Annotated in this window: 15 protein-coding genes and 1 pseudogene; all 16 read right to left on the reverse strand. The window is 41.5% G+C overall.

Features of this window, described 5'->3' with window-relative positions; all coding sequences use genetic code 11:
• Positions 1-98 precede the first annotated feature (98 nt).
• A complete protein-coding gene (gene topA, locus FFM84_RS03505) occupies positions 99-2,264 on the reverse strand; it encodes a type I DNA topoisomerase (RefSeq protein ID WP_130843378.1) in 2,166 nt (721 codons plus the stop codon).
• An 88-nt stretch (positions 2,265-2,352) separates the two neighbouring features.
• Complete coding sequence (gene dprA, locus FFM84_RS03510; protein ID WP_130843377.1) at positions 2,353-3,219, reverse strand: DNA-processing protein DprA; 867 nt, start codon at positions 3,217-3,219, stop codon at positions 2,353-2,355.
• 39 nt (positions 3,220-3,258) lie between these two features.
• Positions 3,259-4,020, reverse strand: coding sequence for a ribonuclease HII (gene rnhB / locus FFM84_RS03515; RefSeq protein WP_130843376.1), 762 nt, complete (start codon positions 4,018-4,020; stop codon positions 3,259-3,261).
• Positions 4,013-4,867, reverse strand: a complete 855-nt coding sequence (gene ylqF / locus FFM84_RS03520; protein WP_130843375.1) for a ribosome biogenesis GTPase YlqF — start codon at positions 4,865-4,867, stop codon at positions 4,013-4,015. The genes rnhB and ylqF overlap by 8 nt, the downstream gene beginning before the upstream one ends.
• 421 nt (positions 4,868-5,288) lie before the next feature.
• Positions 5,289-8,207: a TrlF family AAA-like ATPase gene (locus FFM84_RS03525; protein ID WP_130843374.1), complete on the reverse strand. Its 2,919-nt coding sequence runs from the start codon at positions 8,205-8,207 to the stop codon at positions 5,289-5,291.
• A gap of 354 nt (positions 8,208-8,561) precedes the next feature.
• Positions 8,562-8,699: pseudogene (locus FFM84_RS16490) on the reverse strand (IS4 family transposase); the annotation flags it as partial.
• 148 nt (positions 8,700-8,847) lie between these two features.
• Positions 8,848-8,985, reverse strand: a complete 138-nt coding sequence (locus FFM84_RS16070) for a hypothetical protein (RefSeq protein WP_165450237.1) — start codon at positions 8,983-8,985, stop codon at positions 8,848-8,850.
• A 151-nt stretch (positions 8,986-9,136) separates the two neighbouring features.
• Positions 9,137-10,642, reverse strand: coding sequence for a S41 family peptidase (locus FFM84_RS03535; protein WP_130843373.1), 1,506 nt, complete (start codon positions 10,640-10,642; stop codon positions 9,137-9,139).
• A 32-nt stretch (positions 10,643-10,674) separates the two neighbouring features.
• Positions 10,675-10,896, reverse strand: coding sequence for a YozE family protein (locus tag FFM84_RS03540; protein ID WP_130843372.1), 222 nt, complete (start codon positions 10,894-10,896; stop codon positions 10,675-10,677).
• Between the two features lie 22 nt (positions 10,897-10,918).
• Positions 10,919-11,563, reverse strand: a complete 645-nt coding sequence (locus tag FFM84_RS03545; protein WP_130843371.1) for a YpmS family protein — start codon at positions 11,561-11,563, stop codon at positions 10,919-10,921.
• Positions 11,564-11,576: 13 nt separating this feature from the next.
• Complete coding sequence (locus FFM84_RS03550; RefSeq protein ID WP_130843370.1) at positions 11,577-12,518, reverse strand: SGNH/GDSL hydrolase family protein; 942 nt, start codon at positions 12,516-12,518, stop codon at positions 11,577-11,579.
• Between the two features lie 83 nt (positions 12,519-12,601).
• Positions 12,602-13,447, reverse strand: a complete 846-nt coding sequence (locus tag FFM84_RS03555) for a DegV family protein (RefSeq protein ID WP_130843369.1) — start codon at positions 13,445-13,447, stop codon at positions 12,602-12,604.
• 87 nt (positions 13,448-13,534) lie between these two features.
• A complete protein-coding gene (locus FFM84_RS03560) occupies positions 13,535-14,044 on the reverse strand; it encodes a dihydrofolate reductase (RefSeq protein WP_130843368.1) in 510 nt (169 codons plus the stop codon).
• Positions 14,045-14,055: 11 nt separating this feature from the next.
• Complete coding sequence (locus FFM84_RS03565) at positions 14,056-15,006, reverse strand: thymidylate synthase (protein ID WP_130843367.1); 951 nt, start codon at positions 15,004-15,006, stop codon at positions 14,056-14,058.
• A gap of 20 nt (positions 15,007-15,026) precedes the next feature.
• Positions 15,027-16,925: an ABC-F family ATP-binding cassette domain-containing protein gene (locus FFM84_RS03570; protein WP_130843366.1), complete on the reverse strand. Its 1,899-nt coding sequence runs from the start codon at positions 16,923-16,925 to the stop codon at positions 15,027-15,029.
• A gap of 141 nt (positions 16,926-17,066) precedes the next feature.
• On the reverse strand, positions 17,067-17,519 hold the full coding sequence (locus FFM84_RS03575; RefSeq protein WP_130843365.1) for a hypothetical protein: 453 nt from the start codon (positions 17,517-17,519) through the stop codon (positions 17,067-17,069).
• Positions 17,520-17,533 lie beyond the last annotated feature (14 nt).

Below are 17,533 nucleotides of genomic sequence, written 5' to 3' on the forward strand. Positions count from 1 at the left end.
TGATACCGGAAATCTGTCCTTGCGACAATTAAAGTTGCGTTTAAATTGGCAAAAAATCCGCCACCAGGTTACTACCCGAGACGGATTTATCGACATGCTTATTTTTGAACGTTTTCTTTGTAATCACCGTTAGGACAAAGGACTTGTTTACCGCCCTTGACCTTCTTTTCAACCAAGTAATGACCATCTTTAGGACAGTCACGACCGATTGGTTGATCCCAAGAAACAAAGTCACATTCTGGGAATCGTGAACAACCGTAAAAGACACGGTTCTTCTTTGATTTCCGTTCGATAACTTGACCCTTTTTACATTGTGGACAAACCACACCAATTTCTTTAACAATTGGCTTGGTGTTCCGACAATCTGGGAACCGTGAACAAGCATAGAACTTCCCGTAGCGACCCATTTTAATGACCATCGGGGCACCACAAATATCACAGTTGAAGCCGGCCAATTCATCTTTAATCTGAATCTTTTCCATTCCAGCTTCAGCGGTTTCCACTTCTTTAGAGAACGGCTTGTAGAAGCTGTCGACGACTTTGACCCAGTCTTCTTGACCTTCTTCGGTCGCATCTAATTGTTCTTCCAACTTCGCAGTAAACCCAACGTTCACGACATCCGGGAAATATTCCTGGATGATGTCGTTGACGATTTCACCAAGTTCAGTTGGCACAAACCGCCGGGCTTCGATCTTCACGTAATACCGCCGTTGAATCGTATCCAACGTTGGCGCATACGTTGATGGTCGTCCAACACCATTTTCTTCCAAGGCCTTGATTAAGTTGGCTTCAGAATAGCGTGCTGGTGGCTGTGTGAAATGTTGTTGTGGATCGTTTTTGCTTAATTTAACGACATCGCCTTCACTAAGATCAGGTAAGACATTATTCTTTTCAGTCTTATCATAAATCTTCGTAAACCCAGCGAACTTCGTCTTAGATCCATTTGCCCGGAATTGAACATCATTTTGATCAATCGTGACTGCCATGGTATCCAAGACTTCTGGGGTCATTTGACTAGCCACAAACCGTGACCAAATTAATTGGTACAAGCGGAATTGGTCTTTGGTCAAATAATCCTTGATACTAGCGGGGGTCCGGAAAACGGACGATGGTCGGATCGCTTCATGGGCATCTTGAGCCCCTTCTGGCAATTTACCCTTAACCGGCTTAGTGGCCGCATATTCTGCACCATATTCTTTATGCAAGAATTGTGACGCTTCATGTTTGGCAATTGAAGAAATCCGGGTTGAGTCAGTCCGCATATAGGTAATTAACCCCACGTTACCGTCTTTACCCACATTGATCCCTTCATACAATTGTTGCGCGGCCATCATCGTTTTACGCGTCCGGTAGTTTAACTTCCGGTTCGCATCTTGTTGCATGGTTGAGGTGGTAAATGGCGGCGCTGGGAACCGTTTCCGTTCCTTTTTAACAACTTTGGTGATGTTAAAGTCGCCATTCTTGTCTAGTTGACCCAGAATCTTTTGAACGGCTTCATTGTTATCCAAAGCTTGTTTCTTACCTTTGGTCCCATAGAAGCTAGCCATAAATTTCGAACGGCCCTTTTTGAATTCACTTTCGATCGTCCAATATTCTTGTGGCACAAAGGCTTTGATTTCATTTTCACGCTTGATAATGAGATCCAACGCAATCGACTGTACCCGACCAGCGGATAAGCCCTTTTTAACCTTTTTCCAGAGTAATGGACTGATTGAATACCCAACTAACCGGTCCAAGATCCGGCGTGCTTGTTGCGCATCAACTAAGTCCATATCAATGGAACGGGGTTCTTTAAACGCGTTCTTAACGGTATCTTTCGTGATTTCGTTAAAGACCACGCGATTTTTATCTTTAGGATCTAGGCCGAGCAAATAGGATAAATGCCAAGCGATGGCTTCACCTTCACGGTCCGGATCAGATGCGAGATAAACGGCTTTTGCCTTCTTGGCTTCTTTACGTAAGCCTTTGATGACATCGCCTTTACCACGAATAGAGATATAGTGAGGTTCGTAGTCATTATCGACATCGACCCCCATCTTACTTTTTGGTAAATCTCGAATATGACCGAGACTGGCCACAACCTTATAAGAACGGCCTAAATATTTTTCAATGGTTTTTGCTTTAGAAGGTGATTCCACGATCACTAACTTTTTACCGGCAACGCTACTACGACGCTTCGTTGTCGTTTTCTTAGTCGCTCGCTTTTTGGTGGTACCGGTAGACTTCTTGGTCGCCGCTTTGGCGGGTGTTGATTTAGCAGCCACTTGATCAGCTCCTTATACGTTTAATGTTGAATATACTGGTACTTGCTTTTGCAAATCCCTGTAATCATATTTCAAAAGTAAACGCTTGTCAAATAATCGGTAAAAACTCTTCTATTATATGTTCGAAATTTAGGACCGGTTTGGCCCCCGCAACGATCAATTGATTGCACCCAACCGATAGCGGGGCATCAATTGGTCCAGGTACCGCGACCACATTTCGGTTGTTTTGTAACGCTAAGTTAGCCGTAATCAAGCTACCGGAGTGCTCACGCGCCTCAATCACGATCAACGTTTGGCACAGTCCCGCAATGATTCGATTTCTCTCTGGAAAATGGTGTCGCGCCGGGCGTGAGCCTAAGGGATACTCACTAATTAATAAACCAAACTGCCTAACTTGCTGCTGCAACCCTTGATTTTCGCGTGGATAGCTCACATCCAAACCCGTGCCAATCACCCCAATTGGCGCTAAGCCTAATTGCAGTGCTAACTGATGCGCATAGCCGTCGGTTCCAGCCGCTAAACCACTGGTAATCGTTAAATTGCGTTCAGCCAATGGCGGTAACAGTTTGTTAAGCGCCCGTCGCCCATACGGAGTCATCTGACGGGCACCCACAACGGCCAATTGTGGGGTCTGCAACAATTGCCGCTCACCTTGTAAAAACAAGACCAGCGGCGGATGATAACTTTCCATTAAATTTAGCGGGTAATCCGCATCTAGGATCGTTAAAATATCGAGTTTTTGATGTTGTTGCACGGCTTGTTGAAACCGTGGACTGTCCCAGTCAGCCGCAAATTTAGCCGCGGCCGGACTTGGTAATTGTGCTAGCGCCAACAGTTCGGTCACGGTGGTCACAACCGTATGGCGTTTTAAACAGGCGCGTAAAACCTTGGTCATGCCCGCGTAACCAATCCCTTGCGCCAATGCGAGTCGAATTAATAAGCTTCTTAATTGCATCGTTAGTCACCTCTTCAATGACTAACTCCGTAAAAAATCTTATTCGGCATCGCGTACTGGTGAAAAAGAATGTCGATGGATCGGTGTCACGCCAAGTTCTTTGAGCCCAGCCAAATGTTTAGCGGTGCCGTAGCCCATATTGTCCGCAAAGTCATAACCCGGATAAACTTGATCATACATTTCCATCAAGTGATCCCGAACAACTTTTGCGACAATACTTGCCGCAGAGATGCTGGCGCTTTTGGCATCACCTTTAATCAAACGGGTCTGCTCAATGGGCACTGGAATCTGCATCGCATCAACTAATAACAAAGTTGGATTAACGGATAGCCCCTCAACAGCTTGTTTCATCGCTACTCGCGTTGCTTCATAGATGTTCAACTGATCAATCGTTTGTGCATCGGCGACACCAATGCTAACTGCGACCGCCTCTTCTAAAATTTTCGGCATTAAAGCTAAGCGTTTTTTCGCCGTCACTTGCTTCGAATCGTTCACTTCTAACAAATCAAAGGAATTATCTAAGACGACTGCGGCCGTCACGACCGGGCCTGCTAATGGGCCACGACCAACTTCATCGACACCGGCTACATATTGACCGCCACGACTCCAAAAAGCGCGTTCTAGGTGCATGTGCTGGTTAAACCGAGCCACTAGTGCGGCTTGTTTTTCCGCGCGTTTTAGATATTGTTTGTAAGCTTGTTGAACCCCTTTTCGTGGATCGGCTTGGGCCGCCGCCAAATCGTCAGTCGTCGGTTTCGCTGCTAGTAATGCTTTAAAATCAGCAATTGTTCGTTCAGGCATCCGTAACCGCTCCCGTCCAATCGAGCGTAAAGCGACCTAAGCGTCCTTTACGAATATCGAGTAAAAATGCGACACAGAAACGTTCCCAGTCCTCGCGCATGCCCATATTTTTAGTCATTACTAGTAACAATTCTGGACCCGCCAACGTCAATTGATCTTCAGTTAAATGATAACGATCCATCAACCGTTGCCCATAATGTTGTTTGAAAAAGTCCAAGGCAAATAAAGCCACATCATCGTTAGGATAGATATTTTCTTTGATCGCACCGGTGACGGCCAATTTAGTCCCAACCACTTGATCTTCAAACTTCGGCCACAAGATCCCTGGTGTATCTAATAATTCCAATTTATTGGATGCTTTAAGCCACTGCTGACCTTTGGTGACCCCAGGACGATCGCCGACCTTGGCAATCTTTTTATTCACAATATGGTTTAACAACGTTGACTTACCAACATTTGGAATGCCGACACAAACGGCCCGGATTGGTCGATTGGTGATCCCACGAGCTTCAATTTTAGCCAATTTATCCGCCAGCATCGTTGTGGCGGCTTGGGTAATTTGTTTGCCAGTCATGCGGTTACGCGAATCAATCGCAATCGCTGTTTGACCTTGAGCTTCGTAGTGTGCCACCCAGTTAGCGGTCAACTGTGGATCAGCGAGATCCTTTTTCGTCATGATTAGTAAATGTGGTTTTTGTTGAATTACTTTTTCAATATCCGGGTTCCGGGACGCTTCTGGAATCCGCGCGTCGACAAGTTCGAACACGATGTCGACTAAATGTAATTTATCTTCAATTTGATGAATGGCCTTGGCCATATGCCCAGGATACCATTGAATGTTTGCCATAATTAATTGCTCCTTTAACGTTCAGAACAAGTCTGACCGATTTCTTCGCTATCCTTCATCATACCGATAAAAGTTGTAAAACGCCAGTCATACCGGTTGAAATCGGCAGTTTCACCACGTCATTTCGCGTTCATTCACCAAATCAATCACTTGCTCAAAGCTAATTGGCCGGTAGTTAATCAAATCTGCACCGACATTGACCACATTAACACCTAACGTCCCATTCTAAAATTGGATAATCATAACTATAAATAAAACACTTTATGATTATCATTATCCAACCTATTTTTCTCGACCATCATTAAAGATCTATAACAAATCATATAAAAAACGGCTTTCAGGATAGTTAAATTCTGAAAGTCGTTAGTTTACCATATTAACTTATCAAATTAATTATCAGCAACAAACGTTTTCAAATTACTTAGCTAAACAAAGAATATTTTCTGTCACGCAACTCAAAGGCAGGTTTTGTACCTTCAAGCACATCAATAACTTTCTGATTGATTTCTTTATTCTCAAGAGCACCTGATACAAAATTAAAGGTATTACTCGACTTATCCATATTTGCAACAATAACTTGCTCAGCATCAGCAGCAATCGCAATATTCGGATTATGAGTGACAACGATAATTTGGCGTTTGTTTTTTGCATACCGTAAATATGGTACAAGGTGCTTAAATATTGATTGATTATCTAAGTTATCTTCCGGTTGATCAATAACAAGTGGTGAATTTTTTTGTGAAAGTCCTAAATAAAATATTAAAAGAACCAATCCCTTTTCACCTGCAGATAATTCTTGCAATGAACGGTTGTTATACGTAAGTCTTAATCTAACATCTAAGAATTCAAGGCCATATAAATAATCATAAATTCTTTGCTTATCAAAGAACACACCATCTAGTGCTTCAAAATTGGGCTTTTCATCAATTATAGACTGACCAGATGTTTGATAAACCACATCCTCTATAAATAAAATAACTGATGCAGGATCATCTAGAATAGTACTATCCATCTTTCCTGTCAAAAATGTATGCGCTCCGACGCTCCCTCTCAGTTTTCCAGCTTTTCTGCTATCCACTTGTGCTACTATCTGTTGATAATAATCCGTAGTTGCCTCAATACCACTAATAAATTCAACACCCGCTTCATTAGCATCGTCCTGTTGTTGGTCTACATTATTTAATGTAGCAATATCATTTTTAGCATCCTGATACAATTCATCCAACTTTGTTCCCTTTATTTTAAGCAAAGCTATAATTTTTTCAGTTATTACATTCCGATCTTTGTACTTTTGACTTAAAGCTTTGGGAAAATCGTTATTAAATTCACTTATTGCAGCAGTCAATGTTTGCTTTGATACTTCACTATCCTCCCCATTACCATCTTCAAGTGTTTTCAGTTTTTTCTCCCATTCAGCTAAATCTTCGATATATTTAGCTTGCTCTTTATCTTGTTTAGTCATTTTACTTTTTAGAGAAGTCATTCTTTTTTTCTTTTTCTCAATTGTATCTTTTACAGATTCTATCTCAGCTTTTAACTCCACAAATTTTTCATCAGTATTTTTTGTTTGAGCCAAAATAACTGGATCCTTACTATTTAAATGATCCTCTGGTATGATAAATATCTTGCCTAAGGATTCTACATCTAGAGCATCAGGTAACGAAGATCTATAGGTTTCCGTAAATTCATCTACGCTTGTATTAAAACTATGAATAATCTTTTCAGTTTTTTTCCGTTCTTCTTTCAGCTCATTTAGTTCCAATAGAAACTTTTCAAGATAAGCTTGATCACTTTCTAACTGCGTAATTTTCTTTCTTTCTTCACCTACTAGTTTATTTAAATCTTTCCATTCATTTTGTTCCTTAGTATTATCAGCTACCACATTCACCTCTTTAGGAGGATTATTTCTAAGACTCTTAATCTGAGATTCTATATCGGTTAATTTTGCCATCTTTTGTTCTATATAATCCGGTTTAAATTTGTTTTCAAGTTCTAAAATTTCCTTATTTAAATTAGTCAATGATGTTCTCAAATCGCTTATCTGACTATCAGAAGTACTGTCTAACTTGTCTACAAGAGATTGCCAAGATTTCTGTTGCATTCGCTTATTCACAGGCAAAGCTCCGAATATTATTTTGTCAATTTCGTTATTCAGCTCTGAATCGTCAACAGCAGAAGCAATTTTTTCAATAAAGCTTTGTGGAAGATAATCGACACGAGCATTATTAGGATTAGAAGAAGCATCAAGTTTAATCCAATTGCCTTCATCGCCATCAGCCCAAATCAGCCTTGAACTAAATTTGGACCCATATTTTGCAGAATTATTAAAACGTTTTTTGGATAAAAATGATGCATCATCCATATTTCTCGAACTACCATCAAGACCAATGACATCTGAAAGAGCACTTTTTCCAGCACCCTTATTACCTATAATTGTAACAAGACCTGGGTTCAATTTGATTTTTAATGATTTTCCATACCATTCTGCTTGTTCTGCATCACTTTGTATTTCAATTTGAGAAATAGTTTGATGTTTTCGTAAACTCTGGCTGCTAAGCGATGGTGGCTGTACTCCAAACGAAATGCGGCCTCGCGGTTGTGAGAATGCTTCCTTAAGGCCATCAAATGTTAACTCTGCCTTTATCCATGTTACGGATTGTGCATCATCGTACATCATCGGGCTATGAACATCACTATTAACTGTTACAGGCAACCCCTTAAGATCACCAACACAAGTATGTTCAATTAAATTCTCAGCTGAGCTTTCAGTATTTGTATCTAAAAAATCAACAGACTTTCGAAAATCATGGCGAAGCACTCTCTTTAATTCTTTATTAGGATCGTTTTTAGAACCATTGAGGCCATGCGCTTGACCAAGTCCGTTACTTTTCCGACCATCATGTACTGATATTAAACCATGATGTTGATCGCAAACGAATTTCTGAATATCATTTAAACTTGCATAATTACTATCAGCGTCTGGTGTAATGTCATGTAACCTTGCAAAAGTTCGAAAATCTTCCGCTAAGTTAGTTAAATCAGTTTTTTCTGAAAAAATTCCAATTACATGCACATTTGGACTAGCAGTATCTGTCTTAAATTCAACACCTGGAAATACTGTAATTTCATATCCTTTTGAATAAATAATTTCACGAATATTATTAATACAAACTGGATCTATACATTCATGATCCGTAATAGCTACTACGCTAATATCATTATCATGCCATGCTTCAACAAACTTTTCATTCGAATCTTCTGCTTTATACTGTGAATCATAAGACATGCTAGTATGCACATGTAAATCCCATTTATGCCAAGTTGAGCCAATTTCAAACATTTGACTTGCACTCCCTTTGTTATCATTTTTACTACATTCTTACCTTATACTTTAATAATACATCAACGTAAAAAAAGCGCTACCAAAAAAGATAACTTTACTTCAATTTTTCCATTATTCTATTACTGTAAAAAAATGTAATAGAACGCTGTTCTTTGAACTTAATCCACCAACAATAGATAGTGACTAAAGGTTGAAAGTACCAAAATAGACCGCAATCCTTGGTATCACTAAGTTGTGATGCTTTAAACTAAAATTTTCTATTTTATTGAGCATTACCAAGTAGCCTTGGCAGGCTACTTGGTAATGCTTTTATAAATTCATCAAAAATAGTATCGAGAACTCTTGTAGCTATTCGAAAAGTAATTCTGTCCGAATACCACGAGATTCAAGAATATTAGCACGCCGTAGTGCCGCGGAAAGATGGACCAATTTAGAAAAACGATGAAAAGATTGGTGAATATTAGTGTGATTGTATTGTATAGTAGACATGGACATGAATTCTCCTCTGCATGTTTGGTTTAGACGCTTTAAGTATACAGATATGGAGTGATTCATGTCTATTTTTGTACAGTAAAGCATATATTATATCATTGGGCTGTTTCTGCGCAATCAATTCGTCGAATTTTACTTTAATCGCTTAGGCATCATGCGTCAAAAACATCACTGAAAACACACCAACCTTTTCTTCACGATTGGCGGCCACTTCATCTCTCAAAATTACTTTGAGTTTCCCGTTATCACCCAAAACCATAGCAATATGATCTTGATCCACCATCAAATCAACTCTTTTTTATCCTATGATTGACAATATATTAAAAATAATTAGAACACCAAGAAATTTTCAAGGATAATATTATTTAAATTAACAACACCAAACAAAAAAGCATCCAGTCGCTAAACTGAATGCTTCTTCAAACCCAAGCTATCTATTTCTCAGCAAGTTTCAACGCCGTATTATACGCATTGTCATTATCACTGATCTTTTGTGCCAATTGAACTTCAATCTTCGCTAAGGTCTTCTTATCCATCTGACCATTAGCCGTTAACTTCGCATGTTTTTGATAGGCTTTAATTGCACTAGTCGTTGAACTGCCAAAGTAACCGTTAGCGGACCCTTTGAAGTACCCTAAGGCTTTCAAGTATTGTTGCAAGGTCTTGACGTTGTCATTAACCTTACCCGCTTTAAGATCGCTCGTCTTGCTTAAAGCGGTCAAACTAGCATAGCTAGGTTCACTCGCTTTAATCGTTGGCGTTAAGCCCTTCTTGTTGATCCACGTGCCATTTGGTGTTAACCATTTAGCCACGGTGATCTTCATTTCGGTCTTATCACTAAAGGTTGAAACGGTTTGAACCGTCCCTTTCCCATATGATTGCGACCCGATTAACTTAACCCCCGCTGATTGATGCAAGGCAGCGGAGAAGATTTCAGCAGCGGAAGCACTCCCACCATCAATTAAGACGGTCGTTGGCGTCGTCACTTTATAGCCACCATCATACTTCTTACCCGCAACATATTTTTCAGCTTGTGAACCACGCGTTTGCACTTGCATGATCGTTTTACCGTCTTTCAAGAACATTGACGCCATCTTCAACGCAGCGGTCATCAAACCACCAGGATTACCACGCATATCGATGATCAACTTCTTAGCACCTTTTTTATCAAGAGCCTTCAAAGCTGTCTTGAATTCTTTGGCAGTGTTGGTTGAGAAAGTGGTTACCGTTACATAACCAATCTTCTTCTTACCGCCGACCATCTTGTAATTGACAGTCGTTACCGGAATCTTAGCCCGTTTCAAGGTTACGGTAAAGGTCTTACCGGCCCGTTCAACTTCAAGTTTCACAGTCGTACCAACTTTACCACGCATCAAGTTGACTGCTTGCGTCAACGTCTTACCAGCAATCGACTTGCCGTTAACTTTCTTGATCACATCTTTAGGTTTTAAGCCCGCCTTTTTAGCAGGCGTACCGGCGATTGGTGAAATAATTTGAATGTAGTTCCCAGATTTTTGCACTTGAGCACCGATACCGGAGAATGAACTATCAATCGTATCATTCAAACTTTCCGTTTCACTCTTGTCCATGTATTCGGAGAACTTATCACCTAACGAGTTGACCATCCCATTAATCGCACCATTCGCCAACTTATTGGCATTAACTGGCTTGTAATAGTTATCGCTAATGGTACTGTAGACCGACTGAATCTTCTTCATCGCCGCACTGGTTTGTTGCATACTACTGATCTGCTGCGTCACCGCACGACCAAGCACGAAGTAAGTCCCGCCAATCCCCACACCTAACGCAATAATAATGGAAATCAAGTACGTCCATAACCCAACCCGACGCTTTTGGCGCGGCTTTTTCCCTTTCAAATGGGGATTGCCCGTCTCAACGGGTTCGCTTGGTGCTTGGGTATCCTTTGGTTCTTCTGGCATTCGTAAAAATCCTCTTTTCTCGCTAAATGAGCCTAAGCTTCACTAGCTAAGTATAATTGCCAAGCATCGTCAAAAATGGTCATTGATGGCAAATAACCGGCATTTAACTCTAAATATTGTGACACTTCATGGAAATCCTGACTCTGTTTTGGAAAGGCATGGTCCAAAAACGCATTGTTGGCGAATTCAGCCACTGATTCGGTACTATCAGGATTTCGTTGCGTCATTAAATACTCATAAAATGTTTTATGCATAAGCACCTCTCTTTACAACACCCTAATTCATACTACTCTTCGGAATGTGCATTTCAAACTTAAATTGATTATTCGCCAAGTCAATCTTGTCAACGCTGTAGCGTACTTCATGCTTGCTGACAATCTTGTTTAAGTACAAATCAATCGTCTTGGTCTTGGCATTAAGTTTGACCCAGTTAGGAATTTTATAATTATTATTGATGTAGTTAATCACGAAACTAATCGGAATTGACATCGTTCCCACCGACAACTTCGTAGCCTTCAACGAGATGTTCCCGTTATCAATCACACTTGGTTGCATCGTAATCACAAATGACACACTTTGGCCTAAGACTTTAGTGGTTCCAAGTAAGTACGCTGCGTCCGATCGAACCACAAAGCGATACTTCAAGGCCTGGCCTTTTTGAAAATCATTCAAATAGTATGAGGCCAAGGCATTCAATTGTTGTCGATTCATCGTAATTGGCACGCTAGCCGCGCTATTACTTGAGCTACTGGTAACGGTTTGGACTTCCTTAGGAGAACGCAACACTTGGGTCCCCATGTAACCACCTAAACCAACGATTAACGCAATTAAAACAATCGCGACCCATTTCCAAACATTCAACGGCCCTCGTGGGGTCTTGGATGCCGGCTTGGTCGTTTTCTGCCGTTGTTCTTCACGCATTTAAAAAGCCCCCTTATTTTTTCAGTAACCAACTGTCATGCGCCATCATGGTGTGGTAAAGCTTAGTACTAAAGATATGATAACCTTTCTTATTCGGATGGAAGTTATCACTGTTAGAAATCAGATTATTATCCTTGGATTCTGCGCCTACTGCCGCTGTAATTTGACTTGCACTGCTCAAATTCGTTAATGACGTACTGTTTGACGCCTTTTTTAATTTGGCAATTTGGGTAGCTGTCCGGTATTGCCCGTGTGACATGACAGTATTGATATCCATGAAATAAGCCTTTTTATAATTACCCAACGTTGTTTGGGTCTGATCATTCCATTGACTCACATATTTTGAAATCGCAGTCACATTCGGGAAATTGACGTAGATCGGATTATAGATACTAAAAACAAACATCGACGCATTCGGATTCAACTGACGTAACTTGTTGAACAGCTTAGTCAACTTAGCTGCATAAGTCGTCTGGGCTTTAGCCACTGTCGTATTGTTCTTAGCCGTGTTATTCGACGTTAAGGCGCCTTCTAAGGTTTGGAGCAAGTCGTTACCACCAACCGTCACCGTTAAGACATCTGCCGCGGCAATCTTTTTCTGCAACGTTTTTGATTTGTTAATTCGTGCTAAAATCTGATCACTACGATCGCCAGATTTTCCGGCATTCGTCGTCGATACTTTTAGATTTTGTTTTTTAGTCAAAATATCTTTAATTTGACCAACATAGCCACCTTCAGTTTCATCACCAACACCTTCTGTCAATGAATCACCAACCGCCACTAAGCTGATCTTTTGTTTATGTGACGTTTTGGTCGTCTGACTGGCTGTTTTACTTGAGGACGTGGACTCCGAACTTGAGCTCGGATGTAACACGTGATTCAGCCCCCAGAAGACCCCACCCGCAATGATGGCCACAATGACCACTATTTTAAGGGTTTCCCATAATTTATGCATGCAATTCTAGCAACCTTTCTATAATTTTAACCTTAATACGAAAAAGGGACGGTCGCCACCGCGCCCGAACCCCCTTTTCCTAATTATGCTTCTGTATGATATTCCACGGCAAAGGCACCGGGACCACCATGGGTCGCAATAATCGGTACCGTTGGTTGAACACTGACAGGTAAATCTGGTAACGCGGCTTGAAGCCGTTGCCGATATTCTTCGACCCGTTCCGTGGCGCCAACATGTGAAATAGCCACTTCAACGACATTAGGCGTGTTGATAATATCTTCGATGACTTTATCAAAGAATTTATTAATCGCTTTAACACCGCGACCTTTCATCTTAACGTCTAACGTGCCATCATCAACTTCAAGCGCAATCTTAACATTCAATAACGTACTGATCGCACCGGTCAACCGACTAATCCGGCCACCAGCAACCAAGTTATTTAAGGTCATCACACCCATAAATAATTTAGTATGCGCTTGAGTCGCGTGAATTGCGGCCACAATGGTGTCTTTATCGGCACCCGCTTGGGCTAATTTTGCTGCCGTCACAACTTGGAAGGCCAACGCCCGATCAGTCGTTCGTGCATCTAGTACCGTGACATCGGTCTTCGTAATTGAAGCAGCTTGTTCTGCGGTATGAACCGTCCCAGAAATAGCTTCCAACATGTTAATGCAAACGACACTTGAGCCATCAGCGCCCAACTTGTCGAAGGTTTCAATGAAAGTCCCTAACGCTGGTTGACTGGTTTTAGGTAACGTCTTAGCCGTTGCCATCTTTTCGATAAACTCATCACGCGTAATCGTTTCATCTTCAATATAAATTGTGCCATCGATCATGACGGACAACGGAATCACGGTAATATCGTATTTTTGAACCTCGGCATCGGTTAAATTAGCCGAAGAGTCGGTCACAATCTTGATTTTCGTCATACTTTGCCACGCTTTCTTATCTTGTAAAGTTTACTTAACCCTTACAATAAATTAATGCTTTCAGTATAGCAGAAAAAAGCCTCGTTTTCACGATTTCTTGTCGATTTTTCGCCGAGTGAAATCATCAAAACTAAACGTTACGACGGGATCAGTCTCACTTTGTCCCGGCGTTTGGTCGCTTAACTGCCAATCATTATAATCAATTTCGGGCATCCAGGTATCGCCATCATAACTGGCGTTAATCCGGGTTCGATACAACTGATCCGCTAACGGTAATACCGCTTCAAACACTGCCGCACCACCAATGACAAAGATCGTTTCATCAGGATGGGCAGTTTGATACGCCGTCAATGCCGTTAAATCGGTCCACTGAACCACACTGGCTGGCAATGCCAAGTCAGCTTGACGTGATAAGACAATATTTTGTCGATGTGGTAATGGTCGCTTAAAGCTAGCAAAAGTTTTGCGACCCATCACTACTGGATGATTTAAGGTCAAGCGTTTAAATCGCTTTAGATCAGCGGATAAGTGCCAAGGCAGCTGCCCATTAGCACCAATCAGTCCATTTTGATCTTCAGCCCAAATTAAAGCAATCATCGGCGACCTCCTTAAATAGCAACCGGCGCTTTGATGGCCGGCGCTGGATCATAACCTTCCAACTTAATATCACTCATTTGCGTCTCAAAGATACTGTTCGGTTGACCACTCAACACCAATTGGGGCGCTGGTTTAGGTTGCCGTGACAACTGTTCTTTGATTTGATCAATATGATTGGTATAAATATGCGCATCACCTAATGTATGCACGAATTCACCGACTTGTAAGCCGGTCGCTTGGGCCACTAAATGCGTCAATAGCGCATAGCTGGCAATATTAAATGGCACACCCAAGAAAACATCGCCAGAACGTTGATACAATTGGCAGCTTAACTTGCCATCGGCCACATAAAATTGGAACAAGGTGTGACAAGGCGGCAATGCCATACTAGGCACATCTTCTGGATTCCAAGCGGACACAATCAACCGCCGTGAATCTGGCGTCTTTTTAATCATGTCAATCACATTAGCAATCTGATCAATCGTGTCGCCATTGCGGGTTTGCCAGTGTCGCCACTGCGCCCCATAAACATCACCTAAGTTGCCAAATTTAGCCGCAAAAGCATCATCGTTTAAGACTTGATCATCAAAACGTTTCATTTGTGTTTGATAGATTGGCTTGAAATCTGGATCAGTCAACCGCCGATGTTCAAAATCTGTCATGTCCGGGCCGGCATAATCGGCACTGTTCACCCAATTTTTAAACGCCCATTCATCCCAAATGTGATTGTGGTGTTGCAACAAATATTGAATATTGGTATCGCCATGCAAGAACCATAATAATTCACTCTTAATCAAACCAAATGGGACTTTTTTCGTGGTTAATAGTGGAAAGCCTTCCGCTAAATTAAAGCGCATCTGATATCCGAATAAACTATAAGTCCCGGTACCAGTACGATCGTCCTTATACGTCCCGTGATCTAAAATATCACGTGCTAATTGTAAATAACTATCTTCTAACATGGTGGTCATCCTCTCTTCGGTTAGACTTGGGCGTATTGACTCAAATAATCCCAACGGTTCATTTTTTCATCAATTTCAGTTTCAGTCGCCGTTAAATCCTTTTGTAAATCAGCTAACTTGCCATAATCACTGGCATTGTCAGCCATCGCTTGTTCCAACTCGCTCTTATGATTATCCAGTTTTTCAATGACGCCTTCAATTTTGTCATATTCTAGCTGTTCCGCATAGGTTAACTTCACTTTTTCTTTTGGCTTAGCAGCGACTGGTTCCTCAGTTTCGGTTTTAGCTTTGGTCTTCGTCGTCGTTGCTTTAGCCGCAGATTCTTTTTGATCTTCTAAGTAACTTGAGAAACGCCCCGCATAGCCTTCAATTTCACCATTGCCATTAAAGATCAACAGCTTGGTGCCGACTTTATCCAAGAAGTACCGATCATGGGAAACAGTAATGACTGTCCCAACGAAGTTATCCAAGTAATTTTCCAAAACCGTCAATGTCCCAATATCCAAGTCATTAGTAGGTTCATCGAGTAGCAACACATTTGGTTGTTGCATCAAAAGCTTCAACAAGTACAACCGTCGTTTTTCGCCACCAGATAACTTTCGAATCAGTGTCCCGTGCATTGACCGTGGAAAGAGGAATTCTTCCAATAATTCGGTCACCGAAACGTGCTCGCCTTGCTTGTTTAACACCGTTTCACCAACATCTTGTAAATAGTTGATGATCCGCTTGTCCCCAGGAATTGGTTCCGTTTGCTGGGTATAGTAGGCCATTTTGACCGTTTCACCAATCGTAACGGTCCCGCTGTCTAGCGGTAATTTCCCCGCAATGACATTTAACAAACTCGACTTTCCGGCACCGTTTAATCCGGTAATCCCAATCCGGTCGTTGGCTTGAATCAACATTGAAAAATCGTTCAAAATGGGTTGTTGATCAAAGGTTAAACTCGCATTTTTTAGTTCAATGACTTTTTTACCCAATCGTTGTTGCCCTAACGAAATATCGACATCGTGATCCACTTGTAAGGTATTTAGATTGCCTTTTAAATCATTAAACCGATTGATTCGGCCCTGCTGCTTAGTACTACGGGCTGGGGCCCCAGCGCGCATCCAGGCCAGTTCCTTTTTATATAGCTGTTGTTGCTTATGTTCAGCCGTAATATCACGTGCGACCCGTTCAGCTTTAGCTTGCACGTAATCTTGATAGTTCCCGGTGTATTTATAGAGTTCCCCAAATGACAATTCAAACATTTGGTTGGCAACTTGATCTAAGAAATACCGGTCATGGGTCACCACAATTAAGGCGCCTTTGTAAGCTGATAAGTAGGTTTCTAGCCATTCAATCGAATCAAAGTCCAAATGGTTAGTTGGTTCATCTAACAATAATAAATCTGGCGACTGAATCAACACTTGTGCCAGGCCAACTCGTTTACGTTGACCCCCAGAAAGCGTCTTAACAGGTTGCTTGAGGTCGGTGATGTGAAGTTGCGTCAAAATAGTCTTAACATCACTTTCCGCATTCCATGCATCTTCTTGATTCATTTTAGTTTCCGCATCGCTGTAAGCCCGTTGGGTTGCTGGATCTTCTGGATTATCCGCAAAGTCCGCCAGCGTCTGTTCATAATGCCGGATCGTTCGAAAAACCTGTTGACTTCCTGCTAAGACAGCATCGATAACCGTTAACTCTTCGTTTAATGCCGGCTGCTGCGTTAAATAGCCAATTTCATAATTTTTCGGTTTAATCAATTCGCCCGCTTCAGGCGCCGTTACCCCTGCTAGGACGTCTAATAGATTGGTTTTACCAGACCCATTGACGCCAATCACGCCAATGCGATCATGTTCATTAACGATAAACGAAATATCGTTGAATAAGGTTTTCTCACCGTAAGTACGGGTCAGATTTTCTGCTCTTAATGTTTGCATAACTTGCTATCCACCCTTTGACTTGTTTACATTCACATTATATCTTAACACACCCACACGTGGCGACCAGCTTCAACGCATGATCTTAAGACAAAAAAAGAATGCCGACTAGATAGTCGACATCCACACCTAAACTCAGGCTTATTTTTGATCACCATAAACATCCAAAACAGTCTTTTCAGTATCGACAACTAAGTGTAATAAGCCGTCACTTGAAAGTGAACTACTTTGATAAACATTATCTAAGCCATCCACGTCTTTAGCCTTGAATGGTAAGTAGATTTGTTCGCTACCACGATCATCACCGAATAAAATATCAATCTTTTCAATATCTTGGTAATGGGTCACACGTTCGAAGATCCCACTCGTTACTGTTGATAAATGGGTCGTATCTGGATCAACCGCATCGGCATCTGGTTCAAATTCTGCCTTGAATGACTTGCAAGGATGAATAACCGTCATTTTGCTTCCTTTGATCCGGCCGTAACTGGTAGTTACCCGGCCAATCCAAAGGTCAGAAATGTCCTTATGGTTAACTTCCCATGTGTCACCGTTCCGAAAATAAAACTTTAATGCTTCTAATGCTCTATCCATTTTCGATCACCTCA

This window comes from Lactiplantibacillus mudanjiangensis (genome assembly GCF_005405385.1).
GTDB classification, from domain to species: Bacteria; Bacillota; Bacilli; order Lactobacillales; family Lactobacillaceae; genus Lactiplantibacillus; species Lactiplantibacillus mudanjiangensis.